The organism is Nocardiopsis sp. CC223A, from assembly GCF_030766825.1.
Lineage (GTDB): Bacteria > Actinomycetota > Actinomycetes > Streptosporangiales > Streptosporangiaceae > Nocardiopsis.
The window spans coordinates 19,695-43,117 of the sequence record NZ_JASFDV010000063.1 but is presented as its reverse complement, the minus strand read 5'-3'; the positions used below and the strand labels follow the sequence as shown (position 1 = coordinate 43,117).

21 protein-coding genes are annotated in these 23,423 nt (G+C 71.4%); 18 read left to right on the top strand and 3 right to left on the bottom strand.

What is annotated here, in order from left to right:
- Nucleotides 1-152: 152 nt before the first annotated feature.
- The 6 genes from QJS33_RS22325 to QJS33_RS22300 all read left to right on the top strand — a co-directional run bounded on the left by QJS33_RS22325 (nucleotide 153) and on the right by QJS33_RS22300 (nucleotide 8,836).
- Complete coding sequence (locus tag QJS33_RS22325; RefSeq protein WP_306369996.1) at nucleotides 153-887, top strand: hypothetical protein; 735 nt, start codon at nucleotides 153-155, stop codon at nucleotides 885-887.
- Between the two features lie 10 nt (nucleotides 888-897).
- Nucleotides 898-2,520, top strand: coding sequence for a murein biosynthesis integral membrane protein MurJ (gene murJ / locus QJS33_RS22320; RefSeq protein WP_306369995.1), 1,623 nt, complete (start codon nucleotides 898-900; stop codon nucleotides 2,518-2,520).
- Nucleotides 2,517-3,599, top strand: coding sequence for a glycosyltransferase family 4 protein (locus tag QJS33_RS22315; RefSeq protein WP_306369994.1), 1,083 nt, complete (start codon nucleotides 2,517-2,519; stop codon nucleotides 3,597-3,599). Before murJ ends, QJS33_RS22315 begins: the two co-directional genes overlap by 4 nt.
- 379 nt (nucleotides 3,600-3,978) lie before the next feature.
- On the top strand, nucleotides 3,979-5,007 hold the full coding sequence (locus QJS33_RS22310; RefSeq protein ID WP_306369993.1) for a TerC family protein: 1,029 nt from the start codon (nucleotides 3,979-3,981) through the stop codon (nucleotides 5,005-5,007).
- Between the two features lie 358 nt (nucleotides 5,008-5,365).
- A complete protein-coding gene (uvrA, locus tag QJS33_RS22305) occupies nucleotides 5,366-8,200 on the top strand; it encodes an excinuclease ABC subunit UvrA (RefSeq protein WP_306369992.1) in 2,835 nt (944 codons plus the stop codon).
- Between the two features lie 237 nt (nucleotides 8,201-8,437).
- Nucleotides 8,438-8,836, top strand: a complete 399-nt coding sequence (locus QJS33_RS22300; RefSeq protein WP_306369998.1) for a Rieske (2Fe-2S) protein — start codon at nucleotides 8,438-8,440, stop codon at nucleotides 8,834-8,836.
- Nucleotides 8,837-8,909: 73 nt separating this feature from the next.
- On the opposite strand, the gene QJS33_RS22295 is transcribed toward QJS33_RS22300, so the two are convergent.
- Complete coding sequence (locus QJS33_RS22295) at nucleotides 8,910-10,049, bottom strand: mechanosensitive ion channel family protein (RefSeq protein WP_306369991.1); 1,140 nt, start codon at nucleotides 10,047-10,049, stop codon at nucleotides 8,910-8,912.
- 183 nt (nucleotides 10,050-10,232) lie between these two features.
- Between QJS33_RS22295 and uvrC the strand changes: the two genes are divergently transcribed.
- From uvrC to QJS33_RS22250, 9 genes are all read left to right on the top strand, one after another.
- Complete coding sequence (gene uvrC, locus QJS33_RS22290) at nucleotides 10,233-12,263, top strand: excinuclease ABC subunit UvrC (RefSeq protein WP_306369990.1); 2,031 nt, start codon at nucleotides 10,233-10,235, stop codon at nucleotides 12,261-12,263.
- Nucleotides 12,260-13,144 (top strand): RNase adapter RapZ, encoded by an 885-nt coding sequence (gene rapZ, locus QJS33_RS22285; RefSeq protein WP_306369989.1) that lies wholly within the window; start codon nucleotides 12,260-12,262, stop codon nucleotides 13,142-13,144. Before uvrC ends, rapZ begins: the two co-directional genes overlap by 4 nt.
- A 214-nt stretch (nucleotides 13,145-13,358) precedes the next feature.
- On the top strand, nucleotides 13,359-14,333 hold the full coding sequence (gene yvcK, locus QJS33_RS22280) for a uridine diphosphate-N-acetylglucosamine-binding protein YvcK (RefSeq protein ID WP_306369988.1): 975 nt from the start codon (nucleotides 13,359-13,361) through the stop codon (nucleotides 14,331-14,333).
- 496 nt (nucleotides 14,334-14,829) lie between these two features.
- The gene (gene whiA, locus QJS33_RS22275; protein WP_220560016.1) at nucleotides 14,830-15,810 is read left to right on the top strand and encodes a DNA-binding protein WhiA; all 981 of its coding nucleotides are present in this window, start codon (nucleotides 14,830-14,832) and stop codon (nucleotides 15,808-15,810) included.
- Between the two features lie 330 nt (nucleotides 15,811-16,140).
- On the top strand, nucleotides 16,141-17,145 hold the full coding sequence (gene gap / locus QJS33_RS22270) for a type I glyceraldehyde-3-phosphate dehydrogenase (protein WP_306369987.1): 1,005 nt from the start codon (nucleotides 16,141-16,143) through the stop codon (nucleotides 17,143-17,145).
- Between the two features lie 145 nt (nucleotides 17,146-17,290).
- A complete protein-coding gene (gene pgk, locus QJS33_RS22265; RefSeq protein ID WP_306369986.1) occupies nucleotides 17,291-18,475 on the top strand; it encodes a phosphoglycerate kinase in 1,185 nt (394 codons plus the stop codon).
- 36 nt (nucleotides 18,476-18,511) lie between these two features.
- Nucleotides 18,512-19,291 carry a triose-phosphate isomerase gene (gene tpiA, locus QJS33_RS22260; protein WP_306369985.1) on the top strand — a complete coding sequence of 260 codons (780 nt, stop codon included), beginning with the start codon at nucleotides 18,512-18,514 and terminating at the stop codon, nucleotides 19,289-19,291.
- A gap of 540 nt (nucleotides 19,292-19,831) precedes the next feature.
- Nucleotides 19,832-20,068, top strand: a complete 237-nt coding sequence (secG, locus tag QJS33_RS22255; RefSeq protein ID WP_306369984.1) for a preprotein translocase subunit SecG — start codon at nucleotides 19,832-19,834, stop codon at nucleotides 20,066-20,068.
- Between the two features lie 81 nt (nucleotides 20,069-20,149).
- A complete protein-coding gene (locus QJS33_RS22250) occupies nucleotides 20,150-20,521 on the top strand; it encodes an RNA polymerase-binding protein RbpA (protein WP_073381179.1) in 372 nt (123 codons plus the stop codon).
- A gap of 271 nt (nucleotides 20,522-20,792) precedes the next feature.
- On the opposite strand, the gene QJS33_RS22245 is transcribed toward QJS33_RS22250, so the two are convergent.
- On the bottom strand, nucleotides 20,793-21,065 hold the full coding sequence (locus QJS33_RS22245) for a hypothetical protein (protein WP_306369983.1): 273 nt from the start codon (nucleotides 21,063-21,065) through the stop codon (nucleotides 20,793-20,795).
- A 146-nt stretch (nucleotides 21,066-21,211) separates the two neighbouring features.
- Here QJS33_RS22245 and QJS33_RS22240 point away from each other — a divergent pair, with 146 nt between their 5' ends.
- Complete coding sequence (locus QJS33_RS22240; RefSeq protein WP_306369982.1) at nucleotides 21,212-21,895, top strand: hypothetical protein; 684 nt, start codon at nucleotides 21,212-21,214, stop codon at nucleotides 21,893-21,895.
- Here the strand turns inward: QJS33_RS22240 and QJS33_RS22235 are convergent.
- Nucleotides 21,892-22,650 (bottom strand): IclR family transcriptional regulator, encoded by a 759-nt coding sequence (locus tag QJS33_RS22235; RefSeq protein ID WP_306369981.1) that lies wholly within the window; start codon nucleotides 22,648-22,650, stop codon nucleotides 21,892-21,894. The two genes, QJS33_RS22240 and QJS33_RS22235, sit on opposite strands and share 4 nt — an antisense overlap.
- Before the next feature lie 94 nt (nucleotides 22,651-22,744).
- Between QJS33_RS22235 and QJS33_RS22230 the strand changes: the two genes are divergently transcribed.
- Nucleotides 22,745-22,999, top strand: a complete 255-nt coding sequence (locus tag QJS33_RS22230) for a hypothetical protein (protein ID WP_306369980.1) — start codon at nucleotides 22,745-22,747, stop codon at nucleotides 22,997-22,999.
- Nucleotides 22,996-23,397 (top strand): type II toxin-antitoxin system VapC family toxin, encoded by a 402-nt coding sequence (locus tag QJS33_RS22225; protein ID WP_306369979.1) that lies wholly within the window; start codon nucleotides 22,996-22,998, stop codon nucleotides 23,395-23,397. The genes QJS33_RS22230 and QJS33_RS22225 overlap by 4 nt, the downstream gene beginning before the upstream one ends.
- Nucleotides 23,398-23,423: the final 26 nt, after the last annotated feature.

The window sequence follows — 23,423 nt, the reverse complement described above, 5'->3', positions numbered from 1 at the left end:
CGGTGTAGTATGTAAGTTATAGACGCAAAGACACCGGCGAGCCTCACACTTTCCCTACACGACGCTCGTCCGAGCTGGCGGTCGCCGTCCCCGTGGGCGCGGGGGCGCCCCGGCCCGCACTTTCGGCCCCCGGCCCGGTCGCCGAGGCGCCGGTGGCGGATCCGGGGCGGGCGGCGGCGTGGTGGCGGACCAACTTCCGGGGGCGGCGGGTGACCCTTCAGGAGGGGCCGGCGCTGGCCTCGGGGGTGTGCGCGGCGAGCCTGCTCACCCCCGGCCTGGACCCCCGGGTGCGGGCGGCGACGGCGCTGGCCGCCGCCGGGGCGGCCGGGTTCGGCGCCTACGACGACCTGGCCGGATCCGCCGACGACCGCGGGCTGCGCGGCCACCTGGGCGCCCTGGCCCGGGGGCGGGTGACCACCGGGGCGGTGAAGATGGCGGGCATCGGGGCCACCGGCCTGGCCGCCGCCGCACTGCTGCGCCGCGGCCCGTTGGACACCCTGGTGGACGGGGCGCTCATCGCCGCGGGCGCCAACCTGGTGAACCTGTTCGACCTGCGTCCGGGCCGCGCCGTCAAACTCGGCCTGTTGGCCGCCCTGCCCGGGCTGGCCTCCCCGGCGGCCCCGGTCCTGGCGCCCACCATCGGTGCCTGCGCGGTCCTGCTCCCCGACGACCTGGCCGAGCGGTCCATGCTCGGCGACGCCGGCGCCAACGCCCTGGGGGCGGCCCTGGGCGTCGCCGCCGCGGCCCGCGCCCCCCGCCCGGTGCGGCTGGCGCTGCTGGGCGGGATGGTGGCCCTGACCCTGGCCGGCGAGGTCACGAGTTTCTCCAAGGTCATCGACCGGGTGCCGCCGCTGCGCGCCCTGGACCGGTGGGGGCGGTGCGCGTGAGGGGCCCGGGGTGTCCCGCATCGCCGCCGGGGTGACGCACGGGGTCGGCCGGGCCGCGCTGCTCATCGCCGCGGTCACCGTCGGCGCCCGGGTGGCGGGGTTCGGGCGCACGGTGGTGTTCTCCCAGACGGTGGGCGACACCTGTCTGGGCACCGCCTACATCACCGCCAACCAGCTGCCCGCGGTGCTGTTCGAGATCGTCATCGGCGGGGCGCTGACCGCGGTGGTCGTCCCCGTGCTGGCGGCCGCGGCCGGGCGGGGCGAGCGGGAGCAGGTGGAGCACACGGCGTCGGCACTGCTCACCTGGGTGCTGCTGCTGTCGGTGCCGCTGGCCGGGTTGATCGCGTTGTCCGCCCCCTACACGATGGCGCTGATGCTGGGTGCGGGCGCGGGCTGCGACCCGCGGGTGATGGCGGCGCTGTCGGTGCGGATGCTGCTGGTGTTCGCCCCACAGGTGGTGTTCTACGGGCTGGCGGCGGTGCTCTACGGGGTGTTGCAGTCGCACCGGCGGTTCCTGTCCCCGGCGGCGGCGCCGTTGGTGTCGAGCGTGGTGGTCATCTGTTCCTACCTGTTGTTCGTGCCGTTGGGCGGGGCCCACCGGGACGACCCGGCCGGGCTTGCCCCGGGGGCGGAGCTGGTGCTGTCGCTGGGGACGACGGCCGGGGTGGTCGCCCTGTTCCTGACGGTGCTGGGTCCGGCGGTGCGGCTGGGGTCGCGCTGGCGTCCGCGGTTGGTCTTCCCGCCCGGTGTGGGGCGGCGGGTGCGGTCGCTGGCGGCGGCGTCCCTGGTGCCGCTGGTGGCGATGCAGGCGTGTCTGCTGCTGTCGGTGGCGTTGGCCAACCGCGGTGGCGGGGCGGGCGGATCGGTGCTGTACTCCTATGCGTGGGCGCTGTTCACGCTGCCCTACGGGGTGATCGCGGTGCCCATCGCCACCAGTGCCTTCACCGCGTTGGCGGTGGCGCACGCCGACCGTGACCGGGAAGCGTACGCGGAGCTGGTGGCGGGTCCCGCGCGGGCCTGTGCGGTGCTGACCGCTGCGGTGGGCACCGCGCTGGCGGCCGCGGCGCCGCCGGTGGCCGAGGTGTTCTCCCGACACGACCCGGTGGCGTTGGAGCGGGCACTGGTGGCCTACGCGCCGGGTGTGGTGGGGTTCGGGTTGGTGGCGCTGTTCAGCCGGGCGTTGTACGCCTCCCACCACGGCAGGCCCGCGGCGGCCGCCCAGACCCTGGGCTGGCTGCTGGTGATGGTGTGCTCGGTGGTGTCGGTGGCGCTGGTGCCCGCCGGGTGGGCGGTCGCCGCCCTGGGCTGGTCGACGACGCTGGGGCTGACCTGTGCGGCGCTGGCCTGCGCGGTGGCCGTGGGCCGGGTGCACGGTGCGGCGGCGCTGGCCGGGGCGGGCCGGTCGGTCGCGGCGGTGGCGGTGGGCGGTGTGTCGGGCTGGGCGGCGGGCCGTCCGGTGGCCGTGGCGCTGGCGGGCGGCGGGGTGTGGTCCTCGGTGGGGGCGGCCCTGGTGTCGGGTGTGCTGGCGGTGGTGGTGTTCGCCCTGGTGGCGGCCGTGCTGGACCGGTCGGCGGCCCGGGCGGCCCTGGATCGGGTCCGGAGCGTGTTCGAACGCAGGAGGGGGAGCCGGTGAACGGCAGGATCGCGTTGGTGCTGGGGACCAGTACCGGTGGAGCGGGCAGGCATGTGCGGTCCCTGGGCGAGGGGCTGGTGCGGCGGGGGTACCGGGTGGCGGTGGTCGGTCCTGCCGCGGCCGAGCGGGAGTTCGGGTTCACCGACGCCGGGATGCGGTTCGCGCCGGTGCGGATCGGGGCGGCTCCCTCGGTCGCGGACCCGGCGACGGTGCTGCGGTTGCGCTCGGTGCTCAGGGGGGCCGACGTGGTGCACGCCCACGGGATGCGGGCCGGTGCGCTGTGCGCGCTGGCGGGGACGCATCCGTTGGTGGTGACGGCGCACAACGCGCCGCCTCCGGTGGACGGCCCGATGGCGGCCGCCTACCCGGTGCTGGAGAGGATCGTGGCGCTGCGCGCCGACGTGCTGCTGGGGGTGTCGGGGGACCTGGTGCGGCGGCTGGAGCGGGCGGGCGCGCGCGACGTCCGTCCTGCGGTGGTGGCGGCACCCGACACCGGACCGCCGGTGAAGGGCCGGGAGGCGACCCGGTCGGACCTGGCGGTGCTGCCGGAACGGCCTCTGCTGCTGACCATCGCCCGGCTGGCCGAGCAGAAGGGCCTGGACATGCTGTTGGAGGCGGCCCCGCGGATCGCCGACCGGCGCCCGGAGCCGGTCATCGCGATCGCGGGGGACGGGCCGCTGTGGGGGACTCTGCACGACACCGCCGCGGAGCTGGCGGCCGACGTGCGCATGTTGGGGCACCGCACGGACGTGGCCGACCTGTTGGCTGCCGCCGACGTGTTCTGCCTGACCAGTCAGTGGGAGGGGCCGTCACTGGTGATCATGGAGGCGCTGCGGGCGGGGCTGCCGGTGGTGTCGACCCGGGTGGGCGGTATCCCGGACCTGTACGCGGGGACGGTGCTCATGGTGCCGCCGGGCGACCCGCAGGCGTTCGCGGCGGCGGTGGGGCGGGTGCTGGACGACCCCGCACTCGCCGCGGACCTGCGGGGGAGGTCCACGGCGGCGGCGCGGTCGCTGCCCGGCGAGGAGGACGCGGTGGCGGCGGCGTGCGCGGTGTACAAGTCGGTGCTGGGACGGTGACGGGGAGCGTGGGGGGAATGTCCCGGACGTCGCGCACCTTATATGACCGGATCCCCGATGTGTCCGTCGGATGTCCTCCGGGAAAGGAAGATGTGTCCCGGGGGTCGTGCCACCTCGTCCTCCGTGCCGCTTCTGCGGAGAGGACGGATGTGGCATCGTGGTCACCGCCCGGGCGTGCGTCGTCACATCGTGCGGCCGGTATCCTGACTTGGCATGTGAGGGGAGTATCCCTGTCGCGGCGGCGTCGTCATCACGGAGTACAAGGACGTGCTCCCGGTACCGTCGGTTCGCACCGTCCCAGGTGCGAGCGGGAGAGACCTCCGGCGGTTCGACGTGCGTGCAAACAGCTCGCGCGCACTGACCGGAGGAGCAAACGACAGTGAACGTACCCCTGTGGGTCTGGGTCGCCACGATCGGCGCCATGGTCGCCATCCTGGTCGTCGACCTGGCCATCGTCGACCACCCGTGGAGCAAGAAGAAGGGCCCCCAGGAGTTCGGGGTCAAGCAGGCCGCCTGGTGGGCGGCCTTCTACATCGGCATCGCCATCCTCTTCGGCTTCGGCCTGTGGTACTACGGCGGCGCGACCGCGGGCGCGGAGTACTTCGCCGGGTTCGTCACCGAGAAGAGCCTGAGCATCGACAACCTCTTCGTGTTCTACCTGCTGATGGGCTCCTTCGCGGTGCCCAAGAAGTACCAGCACGAAGTGCTGCTGATCGGCATCGTCATCGCGCTGATCATGCGCGGTGTCTTCATCATCCTCGGCGCCCAGGTCATCAACGCCTGGAGCGAGGTCTTCTACCTGTTCGGCGCCTTCCTCATCTACACCGGGTACAAGATCGTCCGGGACCACGTGAAGGGCGACGAAGAGGAGAAGGACTTCACCCAGACGCCGGTCGTGCGCCTGGTCAAGCGGTTCTGGCCGGTCACCGACGGCTACCACGGCGCGCACCTGACGGTGAAGCTCGACGGCAAGCGCCACATCACCCCGATGCTGCTGGTCATCCTGGCCATCGGCGTCATCGACCTGGTCTTCGCGGTCGACTCGATCCCGGCGATCTTCGGTCTCACCCAGGACGCCTACATCGTCTTCACCGCCAACGCGTTCGCCCTGCTGGGCCTGCGCCAGCTGTACTTCCTGCTGGCCGGTCTGATGGACCGCCTGTCCTACATCAGCTGGGGCCTGTCGGCGATCATGGTGTTCATCGGCATCAAGATGATCCTGCACGCGCTGCACGAGAACGGTGTGCACGTCCCGGAGATCAGCACCTCCCTGTCCCTGACGGTGATCATCGGCGTCATGGTGGTCACGATCGCCGGCAGCCTGGTCAAGTCCGCGGCCGACAAGCGCAGCACCCCTCGCGCCGTCGAGGAGGAGGGCGAGAGGGACTCCGCGACCGACCGGTCCTGAAGGTCGTCCCGCGCTCCCGTCCGGGGGCGGTCCCGCACACCGGGGCCGCCCCCGGTTCTTCTTTCCCCCGGGTTGTGCGAAAACCCGGATATCGAACACCAGTTCGTCTATAGTGGACCTCGTATCGGCGCCGGAACACCGGGGCGCGGCGCTTCTCCGTTGCGGAAGATTCTGTCGGCGGGGGTCGTTAGTCTTGACGGGCGGGGAGACCCATACCCTCCCCACCCCCTTCAGCGGCCCGGATCCGGGGCCGGGGCGGTCGTCCGGGGGACCCGATCGCCGAACACACGAACCACGCACGGCAGGCCGACGCCCGACCGGTGCCCTGTGTGCCACAGCCGAAGGATGTCTCAACTCGATGGTCGAACAACTGGTGGTCCGGGGCGCCCGGGAGCACAACCTCAAGGACGTGTCGCTGGACCTGCCCCGCGACGCCATGATCGTGTTCACCGGCCTGTCCGGTTCGGGCAAGTCCTCGCTGGCCTTCGACACGATCTTCGCCGAGGGGCAGCGCCGCTACGTCGAATCGCTGTCGGCGTACGCCCGCCAGTTCCTGGGCCAGATGGACAAGCCCGACGTGGACTTCATCGAGGGGCTGTCCCCGGCGGTGTCCATCGACCAGAAGTCCACCAGCCGCAACCCCCGCTCCACCGTCGGCACCATCACCGAGGTGTACGACTACCTGCGGCTGCTGTGGGCGCGCATCGGCGTCCCGCACTGTCCCCGGTGCCGTCGGGAGATCGCCCGGCAGAGCCCGCAGCAGATCGTCGACCGGGTGCTGGAGATGACCGAGGGCACCCGTTTCCAGGTGCTGGCCCCGGTGGTGCGCGGCCGCAAGGGCGAGTACCTGGAGCTGTTCAAGGACCTACAGTCCAAGGGGTACACCCGCGCGGTCGTGGACGGCCGGCCGGTGCGCCTGGACGAGGCGCCCGAGCTGGGCCGCTACGACAAGCACGACATCTCGGTGATCGTGGACCGGCTCTCCGTCAAGGAGTCCTCCCGCGGGCGGCTGACCGACTCGGTGGAGACCGCGCTCAAGCTGGCCGGCGGGACCATCGTGCTGGACTTCGTCGACCTGGCCGAGGACGACCCCGAGCGCGAGAAGGTGTTCTCCGAGCACCTGTACTGCCCCTACGACGACCTGTCCTTCGAGCAGTTGGAGCCGCGCTCCTTCTCCTTCAACGCCCCCTACGGAGCCTGCCCGGAGTGCTCGGGCCTGGGCACCCGCATGGAGGTCGACCCGGAGCTGATCGTCCCCGACCCGGCCAAGACCCTGGCCGAGGGCGCCCTGGCCCCCTGGTCGGGCGGTCCCAACGGCGGGTACTGGGAGCGGCTGCTCACCGCCCTGGGCGAGGCGGTCGGCTTCGACCTGGACACCCCCTGGGAGAAGCTGCCCAAACGCGCCCGCAAGGCGATCCTGGAGGGGCACGACACCCAGGTCCACGTCAGCTACCGCACCAAGTACAACCGCGAGCGGTCCTACTACACCGACTTCGAGGGCGTCATCCCCTGGGTCAAGCGCCGCTACACCGAGACCGAGAGCGACTACGGCCGCGAACGCCTTGAGGGCTACATGCGCAGTGTGCCCTGCCCGGCCTGCGAGGGGACCCGGCTCAAGCCGGTGGTGCTCGCGGTGACCGTGGGCGGGCGGTCCATCGCCGAGGTGGCGTCGATGTCGCTGGCCGACAGCGCCCGCTTCCTGGCCGACCTGCGGCTGTCGGACCGCGACATGGTCATCGCGGCCCAGGTCCTCAAGGAGATCAACGCCCGGCTGGGCTTCCTGCTGGACGTGGGTCTGGACTACCTCAGCCTGGCCCGATCCGCCGGTTCGCTCTCCGGCGGTGAGGCCCAGCGCATCCGGCTGGCCACCCAGATCGGTTCGGGCCTGGTGGGCGTGCTCTACGTGCTGGACGAGCCCTCCATCGGCCTGCACCAGCGCGACAACGCCCGCCTGCTGGAGACGCTCCAGCGGCTGCGTGACATCGGTAACACGCTCATCGTCGTGGAACACGACGAGGACACCATCCGCGCCGCCGACTGGGTGGTGGACATCGGTCCCGGCGCGGGCGAGCACGGCGGCCACGTCGTGGTGTCGGGCATCGTCGACGAGCTGCTCACCAGTGAGGAGTCGCTCACCGGCGACTACCTGTCCGGACGCCGCTCCATCGACCTGCCGGCGGTGCGCCGTCCGCTGACCAGGGGACACGAGCTGGTCGTCAAGGGCGCCCGCGAGAACAACCTGCGCGACATCGACGTGACCTTCCCGCTGGGGGTGTTCACCGCCGTCACCGGCGTGTCGGGCTCGGGCAAGTCCACGCTGGTCAACGAGATCCTGTACAAGGCGCTGGCCAAGGAGCTCAACGGGGCGCGCGACGTCCCGGGCCGGCACCTGCGGATCAACGGCCTGAACAAGGTCGACAAGGTCGTGCACGTGGACCAGAGCCCCATCGGGCGCACCCCGAGGTCCAACCCGGCCACCTACTCGGGTGTGTTCGACCACATCCGCAAGCTGTTCGCGCAGACCACCGACGCCAAGACGCGCGGCTACCAGCCGGGCCGGTTCTCGTTCAACGTCAAGGGCGGGCGCTGCGAGGCCTGCTCCGGTGACGGCACGCTCAAGATCGAGATGCAGTTCCTGCCGGACGTGTACGTGCCCTGCGAGGTGTGCCACGGCGCCCGGTACAACCGGGAGACGCTCCAGGTCAAGTACAAGGGCAGGAACATCGCCGAGATCCTGGACATGCCGATCTCGGAGGCGCTGGAGTTCTTCGAGCCGGTCAACGCGATCCGCCGCCACCTACAGACCCTCACCGACGTGGGACTGGGGTACGTGCGCCTGGGCCAGCCCGCCACCACGCTGTCGGGCGGTGAGGCCCAGCGGGTCAAACTCGCCGCCGAGTTGCAGCGCCGTTCCACCGGACGCACCGTGTACGTGCTGGACGAGCCCACCACGGGCCTGCACTTCGAGGACATCCGCAAGCTGCTGGGGGTGCTCGACCGGCTCACCGACTCCGGCAACACGGTGATCGTCATCGAGCACAACCTGGACGTCATCAAGACCGCCGACCACGTCATCGACATGGGCCCCGAGGGCGGCTCCGGCGGCGGCACCATGATCGCCCAGGGCACCCCGGAGGAGGTCGCGGCGGTCGCCGAGTCCTACACCGGGCGGTTCCTCGCCAAGCTGCTCTGAGCCGCGCCCCGCGGATGCCCGGCCCGTCCCCGGACCCTTCCTCCGGGGGCGGGCCGCCGCCGTTCCCGGCCCGGGGCGCCCGGCACAGCGGCGGCGGCCCGGCGGCAGCGGCCGGTCGGCGCTTGTCCGGGACCCGGAGCGAAGCACTCCGCACCGCCTACTACAGTGCGTCGTAGGTTTGGACGCGCAGGTGAGGAGCGGTTCGTCGTGGCGGTCGAGAAGACGTGCGGATGCGGGGTGAGCAGGCGGCGCCTGTTCGGGACGGCCGGGGCGGTCGCCGCCGTCGGCGCCGTCACCGCGGTGAGCGCCTGCGGCGGGGAGCCCCCCAGTCCGCAGGACGTCCGGCGGGGCCAGGTGGTCGGGCAGACCACCGACGTCCCCGAGGGCGGCGGCGCCGTCTTCAGCCACAGCAAGCTGGTCGTCACCCAGCCCGAGGCCGGCGACTACCGTGCCTTCGCCGCCTCCTGCACCCACGGCGGCTGCACCGTCCAGCAGGTGGAGGACGGGGTCATCCGCTGCCTGTGCCACGGCAGCGAGTTCGACTACGCCACCGGTGAGGTCGTGGTGGGTCCGGCGCAGGCGGCGCTGGAGGAGTTCACGGTCACCATCGACGGCACCGACATCATCCTGGACTGAGCGCGGCGGCGCCGACGCACAGAACGCCCGGGACCGCGACGGTCCCGGGCGTTCTGTGCGCGTGTGAGAGGGCTCAGGCGTCCTCGGCGGTGTCCTCCCGGTCGCCGGAGCCGTTGCGCCTCGCGCGCCGGGCGGCCGCGGACAGGGCCGCGGCGCGGGTGATCTCCTCGTCCTCGACGGTCACGACCTCGGTGCGGTTGCGCGGCAGCGACTGCGGGTAGTGCTCGACCAGCCAGCCGATGAGGTGCTCGCGGATCTGGCAGGCGATGTCCCACTGGTCGCCGGTGTTGGCGGCGGTCGCCACGACGCGCACCATCACTTCGCCGTTCTCGGTGATGTCCACCACCTGGCAGGACCAGCTGCGTCCGTCCCAGTGCTCGCTGGAGGTGATGAGGCGGCCCGCCTCCTCGCGCAGCTCCGCGATCGGCACCTCCCAGTCCAGCGGCATCATCACCTTGGCGGTGATCGCCGTGCCCGACTTGGTCCAGTTCTCGAAGCTGGTCGTGGTGAAGTTCGCGACCGGCACCACCAGTCGGCGTTCGTCCCAGATCTTGATGGTGACGTTGACCAGGGTCAGCTCCTCGACCCGGCCCCACTCGCCCTCGACCACGACGACGTCGCCGATGCGCAGGGCGTCGCTGAACGCCAGTTGCAGCCCGGCGAACAGGTTGCCCAGGGTGGACTGTGCGGCCACACCGGCGACGATGCCGATGATGCCCGCGGAGGCCAGCAGCCCGGCGCCCAGCGCCTGTACCTGCGGGAAGGTGAACAGGATCGCGGAGATCGCCAGGACCACGATGATCGAGGTGACGACCCGGCGCAGCAGCCGCACCTGTGTCTGTAGGCGGCGCGCCTTGCGGTCGGCGTCGCCGTTGGTGTGGGACAGGCGGGCCAGGATGGTGTCGGTGACGGCGTAGGCGAGGCTGATGCCCAGGGCGGTCAGCGAGGCGATCATCAGGATCACCATGCCGTGCCGGAGCGTGCCGTAGGTGGACCAGCCCACGTCGGCGACGCTGGGCATGCCGAGGTTGGCGCCCACCACAGCGCCGGCGGCGTACCCGGAGTAGCGGGTCCTGACCACCAGGAAGTTCGCGATGCTCCACATCTTGGCGAGCTTGTGCTTGAGCACCCAGCGCGCGGCGAACACCAGTGCCACGGAGATGGCCACGGCGATGCCGAGGGCGATCCAGGCCCAATATTCGTCGAGGTCCACGACGCGAGGCCCCCTTGTCGTTCATGTCGGAAAGGGTCGGTGTACCCGCCCAACCTAGAGCATGCGGATACCCGATCGTGACGTTCGGGCGACCCGGTGGTGGTCCTCGTGACGCGGCTCTCGCCCCCGGTCGGGGCGGGGCGCGAGTGGCCGGATGTCCCCGCCGCACACCAGAATGGGGGTATGCCTGCGACACCTCACCTGCGTCCCGCACCCGGCTCCATCCCGACCTCCCCGGGGGTCTACCGCTTCCGGGACGGGTCGGGCCGGGTCATCTACGTCGGCAAGGCCAAGAACCTGCGCTCGCGGTTGTCGTCGTACTTCCGGGATTTCGCCGGGCTGCACCCGCGCACCCAGCAGATGGTCTCCACCGCCGCCGACGTGGACTGGACGATCGTGGGCACCGAGGTGGAGGCGCTCCAGCTGGAGTACTCCTGGATCAAGGAGTACGACCCGCGGTTCAACGTCAAGTACCGCGACGACAAGAGCTATCCCTACCTGGCGGTGACCCTCGACGAGGAGTTCCCGCGCGTGCAGGTGATGCGCGGTGCCAAGCGCAAGGGGGTGCGCTACTTCGGCCCGTACTCGCACGCCTGGGCGATCCGCGAGACCGTGGACCTGCTGTTGCGGGTGTTCCCGGTGCGGACCTGCTCGGCGGGGGTGTTCCGGGGGGCCCGCACCAGCGGCCGCCCCTGCCTGCTGGGTTACATCGGCAAGTGTGCGGCGCCGTGCACCGGCAAGATCTCCCCGGAGGACCACCGCGCCCTGGCCGACGACTTCTGTTCCTTCCTGGCCGGGGACACCGGTCGCTTCATCCGCCGCCTGGAGGGTGAGATGAAGGACGCGGCCAAGGGGATGGAGTACGAGCGGGCGGCCCGGCTGCGTGACGACATCGAGGCCCTGCGCGCCGCCCTGGAGAAGCAGGCGGTGGTGCTGCCCGACTCCACCGACTGTGATGTGATCGCCCTGGCCGACGACCAGTTGGAGGCGGCCGTGCAGATCTTCCACGTGCGCGGCGGCCGTATCCGCGGCCGGCGCGGCTACGTGGTGGACAAGGTGGACGAGGCCGGGCCGGCGGACCTGATGGCGACGTTCCTGGGCCAGCTGTACGGCTCCACCGAGGGCGCCGAGGAGAGCGAGGGGACCGGCACCGCGGTCCCCCGCGAGGTACTGGTCTCCCATGAGCCGGCCGACCCGGAGGTGGTGGCCGGGTGGCTGGCCGGGCACCGGGGCGCCAACGTGGACCTTCGGGTGCCCCGGCGCGGGGACAAGCGGGCGCTGATGGAGACCGTGGAGAAGAACGCCGCGGAGGCGCTGGCCCGGCACAAGACCCACCGGGCCGGGGACCTGAGCACCCGCGGCCGCGCCCTCAACGAGTTGCAGGAGGCCCTGGACCTTCAGGAGGCGCCGCTGCGCATCGAGTGCTTCGACATCTCCAACCTCCAGGGCGAGCACGTGGTCGCGTCCATGGTGGTGTTCGAGGACGGGCTGGCCCGCAAGTCCGAGTACCGGCGTTTCTCGGTGCGCGGCAGCGGCGAGGGCGGCACCGAGCAGCACGACGTCGCGGCGATGTACGAGGTGGTCGGGCGCCGGTTCCGGCGCTACCTGGAGGAGAGCGCCCGCAGCGGCGAGGTCGCCCGGATGGGGGAGACCGGGGGCTCTGCGGCACAGGACGGTCACGTGATCGACGACGAGCCGAAACCCGGGAAGTTCGCCTACCCCCCTAACCTGGTGGTGGTGGACGGGGCGCGCCCCCAGGCGCAGGCCGCGCGCCGCGCCCTGGACGAACTGGGCATCGACGACGTCGCCGTCTGCGGTCTGGCCAAGCGCTTGGAGGAGGTGTGGTTGCCCGACGACGAGGACCCGGTCATCCTGCCGCGCACCAGCGAGGGCCTGTACCTGTTGCAGCGGGTGCGCGACGAGGCGCACCGGTTCGCCATCGCCTACCACCGCCAGAAGCGGGCCAAGGCGCTCACCGGGAGCGCCCTGGACGAGTTGCCCGGCCTGGGGCCGGCCCGCCGTACCGCTCTGATCAAGGCGTTCGGCTCGGTCAAGCGGTTGGCGGGGGCGACGGCCGAGGAGATCGCCGCGGTGCCGGGCATCGGTCCCAAGCTGGCCGAGACCGTGCACGCGCACCTTTCCGGGAGTTCCGCGGGACGGGAGACCGACGGGGCACCGGTACCGAACAGCACTGACGGGGGAGGAGACACATGACGGTCGAACTGGGCGGGGAGCTGCCGCCCGAGGTGGTCGTCGTCACCGGGATGTCCGGTGCGGGCCGGAGCACGGCGGCCAGGGCTCTGGAGGACCTGGACTGGTTCGTGGTGGACAACCTGCCGCCGGGCCTGCTGCCGACGATGATCGAGCTGGCGGGGCGCACCCACGGCGCGGTGCCGCGGGTGGCGGTGGTCGTGGACGTGCGGTCGCTGGCGTTCACCGAGGACCTGCTGTCCACGGTGGAGGAGCTGCGCAAGCGTGACATCACGGCGCGGGTGCTGTACCTGGAGGCGGGTGACGATGCGCTGGTGCGCCGGTTCGAGAGCGTGCGCAGACCCCACCCGTTGCAGGGCGACGGCCGGCTGACCGACGGCATCGCCCGTGAGCGCGAGACCCTGCGCGCCATCCGCGGCGAGGCCGACCTGGTCATCGACACCTCCCAGCTCAACGTCCACCAGCTCAAGGCGCGGGTGATCGGGTTCTTCGGGGAGAGCGACGAGGCGCGCCCGCGTGCCAACGTGGTCTCCTTCGGGTTCAAGCACGGACTGCCGGTGGACGCCGACCTGGTGCTGGACTGCCGGTTCCTGCCCAACCCCCACTGGATCCCGGAGCTGCGGCCGATGAACGGCCGTGACGAGCCGGTGCGCGACTACGTGCTGTCCCAGGACGGGGCCAAGGAGATGCTGGAGGCCTACAGCGAGGTTCTCAAGCTCACCATCGAGGGCTACCAGCGCGAGGGCAAGCACTACATGACCCTGGCGGTGGGCTGCACGGGCGGCAAGCACCGCAGCGTGGCCATGGCCGAGCAGTTCGCGGAGCGGTTGCGCGCCCAGGGCGTGGAGGTCCACGTGGTGCACCGGGACGTGGGACGGGAGTGAACAGGGGGCCGGGTGAGGCCCGGCCGCGGTGGCTCGGGGCGGTCGGGTGAACCGAATCGCCAAGTGGGCCGTCTTCCCTTACATTGACTCGGTCACCGTCGGTGCCGATACCCCCTGGGGCGGGGGCTCCGGCGGTTCGGGGGCGTCGGGCGCGTCCGCCGTCCTCGGCGGTACGGCCCGTCGCCGACACGGGTACGAGGGGCAGGCCACGACCATGGCGAACAGCACTGCACCGGACGGGGACGGAACACGTCCGCCCCGGGTGGTCGCGTTGGGCGGCGGGCACGGCCTGCACTCGTCCCTGTCGGCTCTGCGGCGGGTGACCACCGATGTGACCGCGGTGGTGACGGTCGCCGACGACGGCGGTTCCAGCGGGCGGTTGCGCCGCGAGCTGGGGGTGCTGCCCCCGGGCGACCTGCGGATGGCGCTGGCCGCGCTGTGCGGTGACGACGAGTGGGGCCACACCTGGAGCAAGGTGATCCAGCACCGGTTCCGTTCCGAGGGGGAGCTGCACGGTCACGCCGTGGGCAACCTGCTGATCGTGGCGCTGTGGGAGCTGCTGGGCGATTCCGTGGCCGGGCTGGACTGGGTGGGGCAGTTGCTGGGCGCGCACGGCCGGGTGCTGCCGATGTCGTCGGTGCCGCTGGACATCTCCGCCGAGGTGGTGGGCGCCGACGCCGGGCGCCCCGACGAGGTGACGACGATCCGCGGCCAGGTGGCCTGTGCGAGCACCGGCGGCCGGGTGCGGTCCGTCTCGCTGATCCCGGAGGAGCCCCCGGCGGAACCGCAGGCCGTCAAGGCGGTGCGGGAGGCGGACTGGGTGGTGTTCGGCCCGGGGTCGTGGTTCACCAGTGTGCTGCCGCACCTGTTGGTGCCGGATCTGGCGCACGCCCTGGTCACCACGCGGGCCAAGCGTGTGGTGGCGCTCAACCTGTCCCCGCAGCGGGGGGAGACCGACGACTTCCGGCCCGAGACCTATCTGGAGGTGCTGCGCGAGCACGCACCCAAGCTGGGTGTGGACGTGGTGCTGGCCGACCGGGGCACGGTGGAGGAGGTCGAGCCGCTGGCCGCGGCCGTGCGCGACCTGGGCGGGCGGTTGGAGCTGGCCGACCTGGCGATGGGCGACGGCAGTCCCCGGCACGACCCGGCGCTGCTGGCGCGGGCCTTCGAGCGCATCCTGAACGCCTGACGGGTCCCCCTGACCGTGCCGGGGGAACACCGGCGCCGTGGGCTGCGACATCACCGTGGAACGGGTCTGCGACGGGTCCCTGTTTCGGAGCCGCGTGCCCGGGTCGGCGGGGTTCGCCCGCCGTTACCGGGCGGAACCGGCCGATCGGCCCCAGGCGCCGGAGCCGATCCCGGCGGCGGCCCGCCGGGGGTCCGGTGACGCCGTCGTACTCGGCGCGCGATGAGGAGCACGATCAGGCGGTGGTGCTGCGCGACCACCTGCCGGAGCCGCCGTCATCGCAGGTCGAGGGCAATTGACCGCACACCGGCACGAACCCCCGCGCCCGGGGGGCCGAGGGTGCGGGCATGGGGGCAACACGCCGTCCGAGGGTCGGCACCGAGCGTCCCGTAACGTAGTCTGCCTCGAAGAAAGTCGCTCGTGGCGGGGCCGCGGCGGCGTCGCCGGTGTTCGGGCGCGCGACACCGGTCAGGTTCGTTTCAAGGGGAGGATCGCAGCGATGGCGATGACCGGCGTGGTGAAGGATGAACTGAGCCGTCTGGCCATTCTGAAGCCATGCTGCCGTAAGGCGGAGGTGTCCACCATCCTGCGGTTCACGGGCGGACTGCACCTGGTGGGCGGCCGGATCGTGATCGAGGCCGAGTTGGACACCGGTGCCGCCGCACGCCGCCTGCGCAAGGACATCTCCGAGGTGTTCGGACACGAGTCCGAGGTGGTCGTGCTCTCCCCGAGCGGCCTGCGCAAGGGCAACCGGTACGTGGTGCGGGTGATCAAGGAGGGCGAGTCGCTGGCTCGGCAGACGGGGCTGGTCGACAACAACGGCCGGCCGGTGCGCGGCCTGCCCCGGCACGTGGTGGCGGGCGGGGCCTGCGACGCGGAGTCGGCGTGGCGGGGCGCGTTCATCGCGCACGGTTCGCTCACCGAGCCCGGCCGGTCGATGTCGCTGGAGGTGACCTGCCCGGGGCCGGAGGCGGCGTTGGCGCTGGTGGGCGCGGCGCGGCGGCTGAAGGTGCACGCCAAGGCGCGCGAGGTGCGCGGGGTGGACCGTGTGGTGGTGCGCGACGGCGACTCCATCGGCGCGCTGCTGACCCTGCTGGGTGCCCACCAGAGTGTTCTGGCCTGGGAGGAGCGCCGGATGCGCCGGGAGGTGCGGGCGACCGCGAACCGGCTGGCGAACTTCGACGACGCGAACCTGCGGCGCAGCGCCCGGGCGGCGGTGGCCGCCGGTGCGCGGGTGGAGCGGGCGCTGGAGATCCTGGGCGAGGACGCCCCCGAGCACCTGGTGGCGGCGGGCAAGCTGCGCCTGGCGCACAAGCAGGCGTCCCTGGAGGAGCTGGGCCAGCTGTCGGTGCCGCCGCTGACCAAGGACGCCATCGCCGGGCGTATCCGCAGGCTGCTGGCCATGGCGGACAAGCGGGCGGCCGACCTGGGCATCGAGGGGACCGAGGCGAACCTCACTCCGGACATGCTGGTGCCCTGACCTGGGTCTGCGCGGTTCGGCCCGCGGTGCGCGCGTAACACCGATGTTCGGCTTTGTTAACTGCGAGAACTCGCCGATAACTTCAGCAAATGGTATAGACCTCTTCGCTTTGCGGTGCCAGGATGGTCGCGAATCCACGAGCCGTTCGGAGCGCGGTCGGCATGGGTCGGCAACAGACCCCCGCACGTCCTCCGCTAGGCTCTTTGTGAACACCCGATGCGGCGTAACACCTGTTCACAGCCGTTCGTGCGGTGTACACCGCGGTCCGGGCGCGAACCGGTCGGCAATGCCGGGTGTAAATGAAGTGCGATATATGAGGGGATTGGTTCCGTGACCATCCGTGTAGGCGTCAACGGCTTCGGTCGGATCGGCCGCAATTTCTGGCGTGCGGTCGCCGCGGGCGGCAGCGACATCGAAATCGTCGCGGTCAACGACCTCACCGACACCAAGACGCTCGCGCACCTGCTCAAGTACGACACCGTGCTCGGCACCCTCGCGGGCGACGTCGAGGTGGGCGAGGACTTCATCCGCGTCGGCGACAAGAACATCAAGGTCCTCGCCGAGCGCGACCCGGCCCTGCTGCCCTGGGGCGAGCTGAACGTCGACGTCGTCATCGAGTCGACCGGCCGCTTCACCAAGGCCGAGGACGCCAAGAAGCACCTGGCCGCCGGCGCCAAGAAGGTCATCATCTCCGCCCCGGCCAAGGGCGAGGACATCACCGTCGTCATGGGCGTCAACGACGACAAGTACGACCCGGCCGACCACGACGTCATCTCCAACGCCTCCTGCACCACCAACTGTGTGGCGCCGATGGCGAAGGTGCTGCTCGACGCCTTCGGTATCGAGCAGGGCCTGATGACCACGGTGCACGCGTACACCAACGACCAGGTCATCCTGGACTTCCCGCACTCGGACCTGCGTCGCGCCCGCGCCGCCGCGCAGAACATCATCCCGACCACGACCGGTGCCGCCAAGGCCACCGCCCTGGTCATCCCCGAGCTCAAGGGCAAGCTGGACGGCATGGCCATGCGCGTTCCGGTGCCGGACGGCTCCGTCACCGACCTCGTCGTCACCCTGGGCCGCGAGGTCACCAAGGAAGAGGTCAACGCCGCGTTCAAGGCCGCCGCCGAGGGTCCGCTCAAGGACGTGCTGGTCTACACCGAGGACGCGATCGTCTCCTCCGACATCGTCGGCACCTCGCCCTCCTGCACCTTCGACTCCAGCCTGACCATGGCCTTCGGCAAGCAGGTCAAGATCGTCGGCTGGTACGACAACGAGTGGGGCTACTCCAACCGCCTGGTGGACCTGGCCAAGCTGGTCGGCTCCAGCCTGTAGGGCGCCCCGGCCCCCGCGGCCTCCGGCGCGTGACACGGCACCCCTCCGCCCGCACTGCGCGCGGAGGGGTGCCGTTGTGAGCACCCCCTTTCCGGCCCCTGCGACCAGGGGCGGCAAGACCGATATTCGTCACGAGGAGACCAGCATGCGGACGATCGACGACCTCGACGTCTCCGGCAAGCGCGTGTTCGTCCGGGCCGACCTGAACGTGCCCCTGGACGGCGAGCGGATCACCGACGACGGGCGCATCCGTGCGGCCCTGCCGACCATCAACGCGCTCCGCGAGCGCGGTGCCCGCGTCATCGTCGCAGCCCACCTGGGCCGCCCCAAGGGCGCCCCCGACCCCCGCTACTCCCTGCGCCCGGTGGCGGCCCGCCTGGGCGAGCTGCTCGGCACCGAGGTGGCCTTCGCCGCCGACACCGCCGGCGAGTCCGCCCGCGCCGTCTGCGCCGGGCTGGCCGACGGCCGGGTGGCGCTGCTGGAGAACGTGCGCTTCGAGCCCGGCGAGACCAGCGAGGACGACGCCGAGCGCGGCGAGCTGGCGGACCGGTTCGCGCAGCTCGCCGACCTGTACGTGGGCGACGCGTTCGGTGCGGTGCACCGCAGGCACGCCAGTGTCTACGACCTGCCCGGCAGGCTTCCGCACGCCGTCGGCGGCCTGGTGCTGACCGAGGTCGAGGTCCTCAAGAAGCTCACCACCGACCCGCAGCGCCCCTACGCCGTGGTCCTGGGCGGCTCCAAGGTCTCCGACAAGCTCGGTGTCATCGACAACCTGCTGGGCACCGCCGACCGCATCCTCATCGGCGGCGGCATGGTGTTCACCTTCCTCAAGGCCCAGGGCAACGAGGTCGGCACCAGCCTGCTGGAGACCGACCAGCTCGACACCGTCCGGGGCTACCTGGAGCGGGCCGAGCGCGAGGGCGTGGAGATCGTCCTGCCGGTGGACGTGGTGGCCGCCGAGAAGTTCGCCGCCGACGCCGCGCACGCCGACGTGGCCGTGGACGCCATCCCGGCCGACCGGATGGGCCTGGACATCGGTCCCGAGAGCCGCGCCCTGTTCGCGGAGAAGCTCGCCGACGCCAGGACCGTGTTCTGGAACGGCCCCATGGGCGTGTTCGAGATGGAGCCCTACGCCGGGGGCACCCGCGCCCTGGCCCAGGCCCTCATCGACTCCGACGCCTTCACCGTGGTCGGCGGCGGCGACTCGGCCGCGGCCGTGCGCGCCCTCGGCTTCGACGAGGCGGCCTTCGGCCACATCTCCACCGGCGGCGGTGCCAGTCTGGAGTACCTGGAGGGCAAGGACCTGCCCGGCATCGACGCCCTGCGCTGACACCTACCCCCGAGACTCTCCGAGGAAGTGATCCGTATGACCCAGCGGCTGCCGCTCATCGCGGGCAACTGGAAGATGAACAACAACCACCTGGAGGCCATCGCGCTCGTCCAGAAGCTGGCCTTCTCCCTGGAGGACAAGGACTACGAGGCCGCCGAGGTCGTCGTCCTGCCGCCGTTCACCGACATCCGCAGCGTGCAGACGCTGGTGGACGGCGACAAGCTGCGCATCGGGTACGGGGCCCAGGACATCTCCGCCCACGACAAGGGCGCCTACACCGGTGAGATCTCCGGCTCCATGCTGGCCAAGCTGGACTGCGCCTACGTCCTGGTGGGCCACTCCGAGCGCCGCGAGTACCACAACGAGGACGACTCGCTGGTCAACGCCAAGATCAAGGCCGCGTTCAAGAACGACATCGTGCCGCTGCTGTGCGTGGGCGAGGGGCTGGACGTGCGCAAGGCCGGCCGCCAGGTCGAGCACGTGCTGTCCCAGCTCGACGGTGCCCTCAAGGAGATCCCGGCCGAGCAGGCCGAGCGCCTGGTGATCGCCTACGAGCCGGTGTGGGCCATCGGCACCGGCGAGGTCGCCACCCCGGCCGACGCCCAGGAGGTGTGCTCGGCGATCCGCGGCCGCCTGGCCGAGCTGTACTCGGCCGACCTGGCCGACAAGGTGCGCGTGCTCTACGGCGGCTCGGTCAAGGGCGACAACGCCCCCGGCATCATGGCCGAGAAGGACGTGGACGGCGCCCTGGTGGGCGGCGCCTGCCTGAAGGCCGAGGAGTTCGTCAAGATCATCCGCTTCGCGGAGAACGGCTGACCCCTCCCGCCCCGTCCGCGAGGGCGCACACGGGGATCGGGAGGTCCGGGGTGAGCGCCTTCGAGGAGGAGTCCGTGGCCGCAGGTCGCCCGTGAGCGGGAAGGCCTGCGGCCGCAGTCCCGTCCGTGAGCGGGCAGGTCCGCGGCCGAAGGCCGTCCGTTGAGGGCGGTGGTGGGTGACGGGCGGGCGGTGGTGGGTGACGGGCGGGCCGGTGGCGCGTGACGACCGGGCCGGTGGCGCGTGACGACCGGGCGGAACGGAGGCCCGGGGCGGGCGCGGCGGTCGCACTCCGTTGCGCAACGGTGACAGGCGGGGCGCCCGACGGGTCTCCAGGTCGGGCTACACTTCGCTGTGGGGTTCCTGCGTCCCTTGCCGTTTCCCCACCCGTGCCACTCAGGGCACGGTAAAATCCGAAATCGTCCCCGATCTCCTCCTCCCCCTGAACCGGGCCGGTGCCGCGACGGCACCGACGGGACGGGAGGGAAGCGAGGGATCGAGGTGTCCATCCCCCCGCTGCGGGGTCGAGCTACGGGTGAGCGTGTGATCCTCGGTCTGTCCATCTTCGTGATGCTTCTCAGCGTGCTGCTGGTCTTCCTCGTGCTGCTGCACAAGGGCAAGGGCGGCGGCCTGTCCGACATGTTCGGCGGCGGTGTCACATCCTCGCTCGGTGGATCGTCGGTGGTCGAGCGCAACCTCGACCGGATGACCATCATCGTCGCCGTCGTCTGGATCGTCGCCGGCGTTGTCCTCGGCCTGCTGATCAACCGGGGGATGTGACCCGCGACCCAGCGGGTGCTCACCCTCCACAGTCAAGCTCGCCACAGTTGCCGGTGAGCGTGTTCGCCGAAGGAGTTTTTCGTGGGTAGTGGCAGTGCCATCCGTGGCAGCCGGGTCGGAGCCGGTCCCATGGGCGAGGCGGAGCGCGGCGAGGCCGCCCCGCGCATCCGGGTCCCGTTCTACTGCGCGAACCTGCACGAGGTCGTGCCCAGTTTCGCCAGCGAGGCGCTCGTTCCCGACGAGTGGGACTGCCCCCGCTGCGGGTTCCCCGCGGGAAAGGACAAGGCGAACCCCCCGTCGCCGCCGCGCACCGAGCCCTACAAGACCCATCTGGCGTACGTGAAGGAGCGGCGCAGCGCCGAGGAGGGCAAGCTCATCCTCGATGAGGCACTGGCCAAGCTGCGCGCCGACCGCGCCGCGGTGGAGGCCCACATGCGCGCCGCCCGCAACTAGAACGCGAACCCCCTCGCCTCGAACCTGCCCGGGGCCCGTCGCCTGCGCGACGGGCCCTGTCGGCGTTCGTGCACGTCACGGCAAAGGCGAGCGAAGGGGGAATTTCCTCATTCTCGGGACTGGTGTGGTGTGTGGGACGTACAGTGAGCAGCGCAGACCCCTCGCAGCCCCCTCCCAAGGAGTTGGTGCCCATGTCCGCATGCCCTACCGGCGGGGATCACGACTGGATTCTCGGCGACGACCGCAAGTTCCAGTGCGCCAAATGCGGTGCTCAGAGCGCGCGCAGGTTCTGAGCCGCCGGGCCCGGCTGGACGGTGCCGCGTCCGGCCAGCTCCCCCTTGCGGTCCGTGGCCCGCCAGGTCACCGGCTCGCCCAGTGCCTCGGCCACCCCCTTGGCCCAGCGCTCCAGGGGCTCGAACATCTCCGGGCCCTCCATCAGGACGGTGCGCCCCTGGTAGACCATTCCGTCCAGGGAGACGACCCGGCCACCGGCCCTCAACTCGGTGTCGTACTCGCTCACGCCCGGTCTCGTGTTGGGATTCATGGGTCGGACTCTAACCGCCCGCCCCCCGCCCCACCCGAGGTTTCACCGCATCGTTCCGTACCGTTCGGTGTCGAACCGCCCATATGGCGGCCGAAGCGGGCATGTCGGACGCACCGAGCGCGGTGGCGGAGGGGGACAATGGACCCATGGCTTCCCCCGACCCCTCGGACGTCCCAGTGACACGGGGCGTCCCATCGGACCTGACCCATCCGCCCGCCGGAGTCTCCCACCTGCGCAGGTACGTCAGCCTGCGCGGGCCCAACGCCCGGATGTGGATCGCCGTGGCCTACTTCTCGGCCACCCTGACCGCCGGTTTCCTCGTGGTCCTGGGCTCCACGTTCCTGCACGTGCTCAACGACGAGACGACGGTCGGGTCGGTGTCCCTGTGGGTCGCGGCCTCCCTGACGATGATGTTCATCGGCCCGGTGAGCAACGTGTTCGTCCTGCGCGGACTGCCCCAGCGGATCACCCGGCAGGGGATCAGCGCCGACAGCGACGGAGTCACGGTGCTCCAGGAACGCAAGTGGTGGTTCCCGGGCGAGGGCACCTTCATCGCCTGGCCGGAGATCCGGCGCATCCGCGAGGAGACCGTGGTGGCCCACCGGACCACCTACTTCATCGAGTTCGCGCTGGACACCCCCCGCACCGACCCCGAGCTGCCCTCCTGGGCCGAGGACGCCGCCGCCCTGGGCCTGGACGAGGACCCGGAGGCGGCCACCCAGTTCTACGTTCAGGTGCCCGAGGACCTCAAGGAGAAGATCCTGCGCATGATCGAGAACACGGCGCCCTTCCCCGGGATCGTCCAGCGGGTGCGCCCCAAGGCGGGCTAGCCGCTGCGGCCGCCGAGTCTGCGCGTCAGCTCGGCCGCCGCGTCGCGCACCCTCCCGGCCAGCGCCTGCGGGGTGACCGGGCGGGCGCGGGGCACGGTCAGGCTGATCGCCGCCGCGGGGCGCCCGTTGTGGTCCAGCGCCGCGGCGGCCACCGACACGAACCCCTCCGTCACCTGGCCGTCCTCCATGGACCAGCCCTGCCGAGCCTCCTCGGCCAGCACCCGGCGCAGCTCGGCGGGGTCGCCCGGACCGCGCCCGGTACGGTCGGTGAACGCCGCCGCCCCGGGGTACAGGGCGCGTACCTGGGCGCGCGGCAGCAGTGCCAGCATGGCCCGCCCGGACGCGGTCAGGTGCGCGGGCAGGCGCACGCCCACGCCGGTGATCAGCGACGGCGCGTGCGGCGGCTGCTCCTTGAGCAGGTAGAGCGTGTCGGCGCCGTGCAGCACCCCCAGGTGCGAGGTGGCGCCGGTGGCCTCGGTGAGGCGCGCCAGCAGTGGCCGGGCCAGCCGTTCCATGCCGTCGTGGCGCAGGTAGGCCGAGCCGATCTCGAAGGCGGCCACGCCCAGCCCCCACCGCCGCTCCTCCGGCAGGTGGGTCACGAACCCCTCCTCGGCCATCGCCTCCAGCAGCTGGTAGACGCTGGACCGCGGGATGCCCAGCTCCGCGGCGATCGCCGTCGCCGACACCGGTCCCGACCGCGTCGCCAGGAACCGGAGCAGCCGCAGGGCCCGGGTCGCCGCCGGCACGATGCTCATACCCCTACTCTCCCACGGAACGCTGCATGTATATCGGCGCCGTAGTGGCGCTAAAAGAACCTCAAATTAGCTAAATTGAGGTTATGGTGGCTTCATGAGCGCTATCCAGATCAAGGACGTCCCCGACGAGGTCAGAGAGGCGCTGGCCGCAGAGGCCAAGAGGTCGGGCAAGTCGCTTCAGGCGTACCTGCTCGCTCTTTTGGAGAAAGAGGCCCGTTTCGCGCGCAACCGTGCGATCGTCGAGCAGACTCCGTTGCCCGGAGCCGGACTGACCGTGGAGGAGATCGTCGCCGCGGTGCGTGAGGCCCGAGGGGACGGCGTTCCCGAGTCCGGAAGTGAAGTGGCGTGATCGTTGTCGACACCTCGGCCCTCGTCGACCTTTACCTCGGGGTGTCCGGGCACGGTTCCGGGGTCCCCCAGAGAGTCCTCGGCAGTGATCCGGAGTGGTACGCGCCGAGCCACCAGCCGGTGGAGTTCCTGAGCTCGCTGCGAGGGCTCGTTCTGGGGCGCAAGGTCCCCTTGGCCGACGCGGAGGCCGCGCTCAAGCTGTACGGGATGCAGACCACCGGCTACGTCGAGGTCGTCGGGACGATCGCCGAGCGCGTCTGGGAGCTGCGCAACAACGTCAGCGCCTATGACGCCGCCTACGTAGCGGTCGCCGAGGCTCTGGACTGTGCCCTGGTCACCGCAGACGCCCGACTCGCGGCGGCACCGGGCCTGCGCTGCGAGGTGAGAGTGATCCGCTGACCGGGCCACGCGGGGCGGTTGTCTGG

What these genes read in the sequence shown, in the direction of transcription:
- uvrA (WP_306369992.1), top strand. Translation starts at nt 5,366, where the DNA reads ATGGTCGAACAACTGGTGGTCCGGGGCGCCCGGGAGCACAACCTCAAG.
- uvrC (WP_306369990.1), top strand. Translation starts at nt 10,233, where the DNA reads ATGCCTGCGACACCTCACCTGCGTCCCGCACCCGGCTCCATCCCGACC.
- rapZ (WP_306369989.1), top strand. Translation starts at nt 12,260, where the DNA reads ATGACGGTCGAACTGGGCGGGGAGCTGCCGCCCGAGGTGGTCGTCGTC.
- yvcK (WP_306369988.1), top strand. Translation starts at nt 13,359, where the DNA reads ATGGCGAACAGCACTGCACCGGACGGGGACGGAACACGTCCGCCCCGG.
- whiA (WP_220560016.1), top strand. Translation starts at nt 14,830, where the DNA reads ATGGCGATGACCGGCGTGGTGAAGGATGAACTGAGCCGTCTGGCCATT.
- pgk (WP_306369986.1), top strand. Translation starts at nt 17,291, where the DNA reads ATGCGGACGATCGACGACCTCGACGTCTCCGGCAAGCGCGTGTTCGTC.
- tpiA (WP_306369985.1), top strand. Translation starts at nt 18,512, where the DNA reads ATGACCCAGCGGCTGCCGCTCATCGCGGGCAACTGGAAGATGAACAAC.
- QJS33_RS22245 (WP_306369983.1), bottom strand. Translation starts at nt 21,065, where the DNA reads ATGAATCCCAACACGAGACCGGGCGTGAGCGAGTACGACACCGAGTTG.
- QJS33_RS22240 (WP_306369982.1), top strand. Translation starts at nt 21,212, where the DNA reads ATGGCTTCCCCCGACCCCTCGGACGTCCCAGTGACACGGGGCGTCCCA.
- QJS33_RS22235 (WP_306369981.1), bottom strand. Translation starts at nt 22,650, where the DNA reads ATGAGCATCGTGCCGGCGGCGACCCGGGCCCTGCGGCTGCTCCGGTTC.
- QJS33_RS22230 (WP_306369980.1), top strand. Translation starts at nt 22,745, where the DNA reads ATGAGCGCTATCCAGATCAAGGACGTCCCCGACGAGGTCAGAGAGGCG.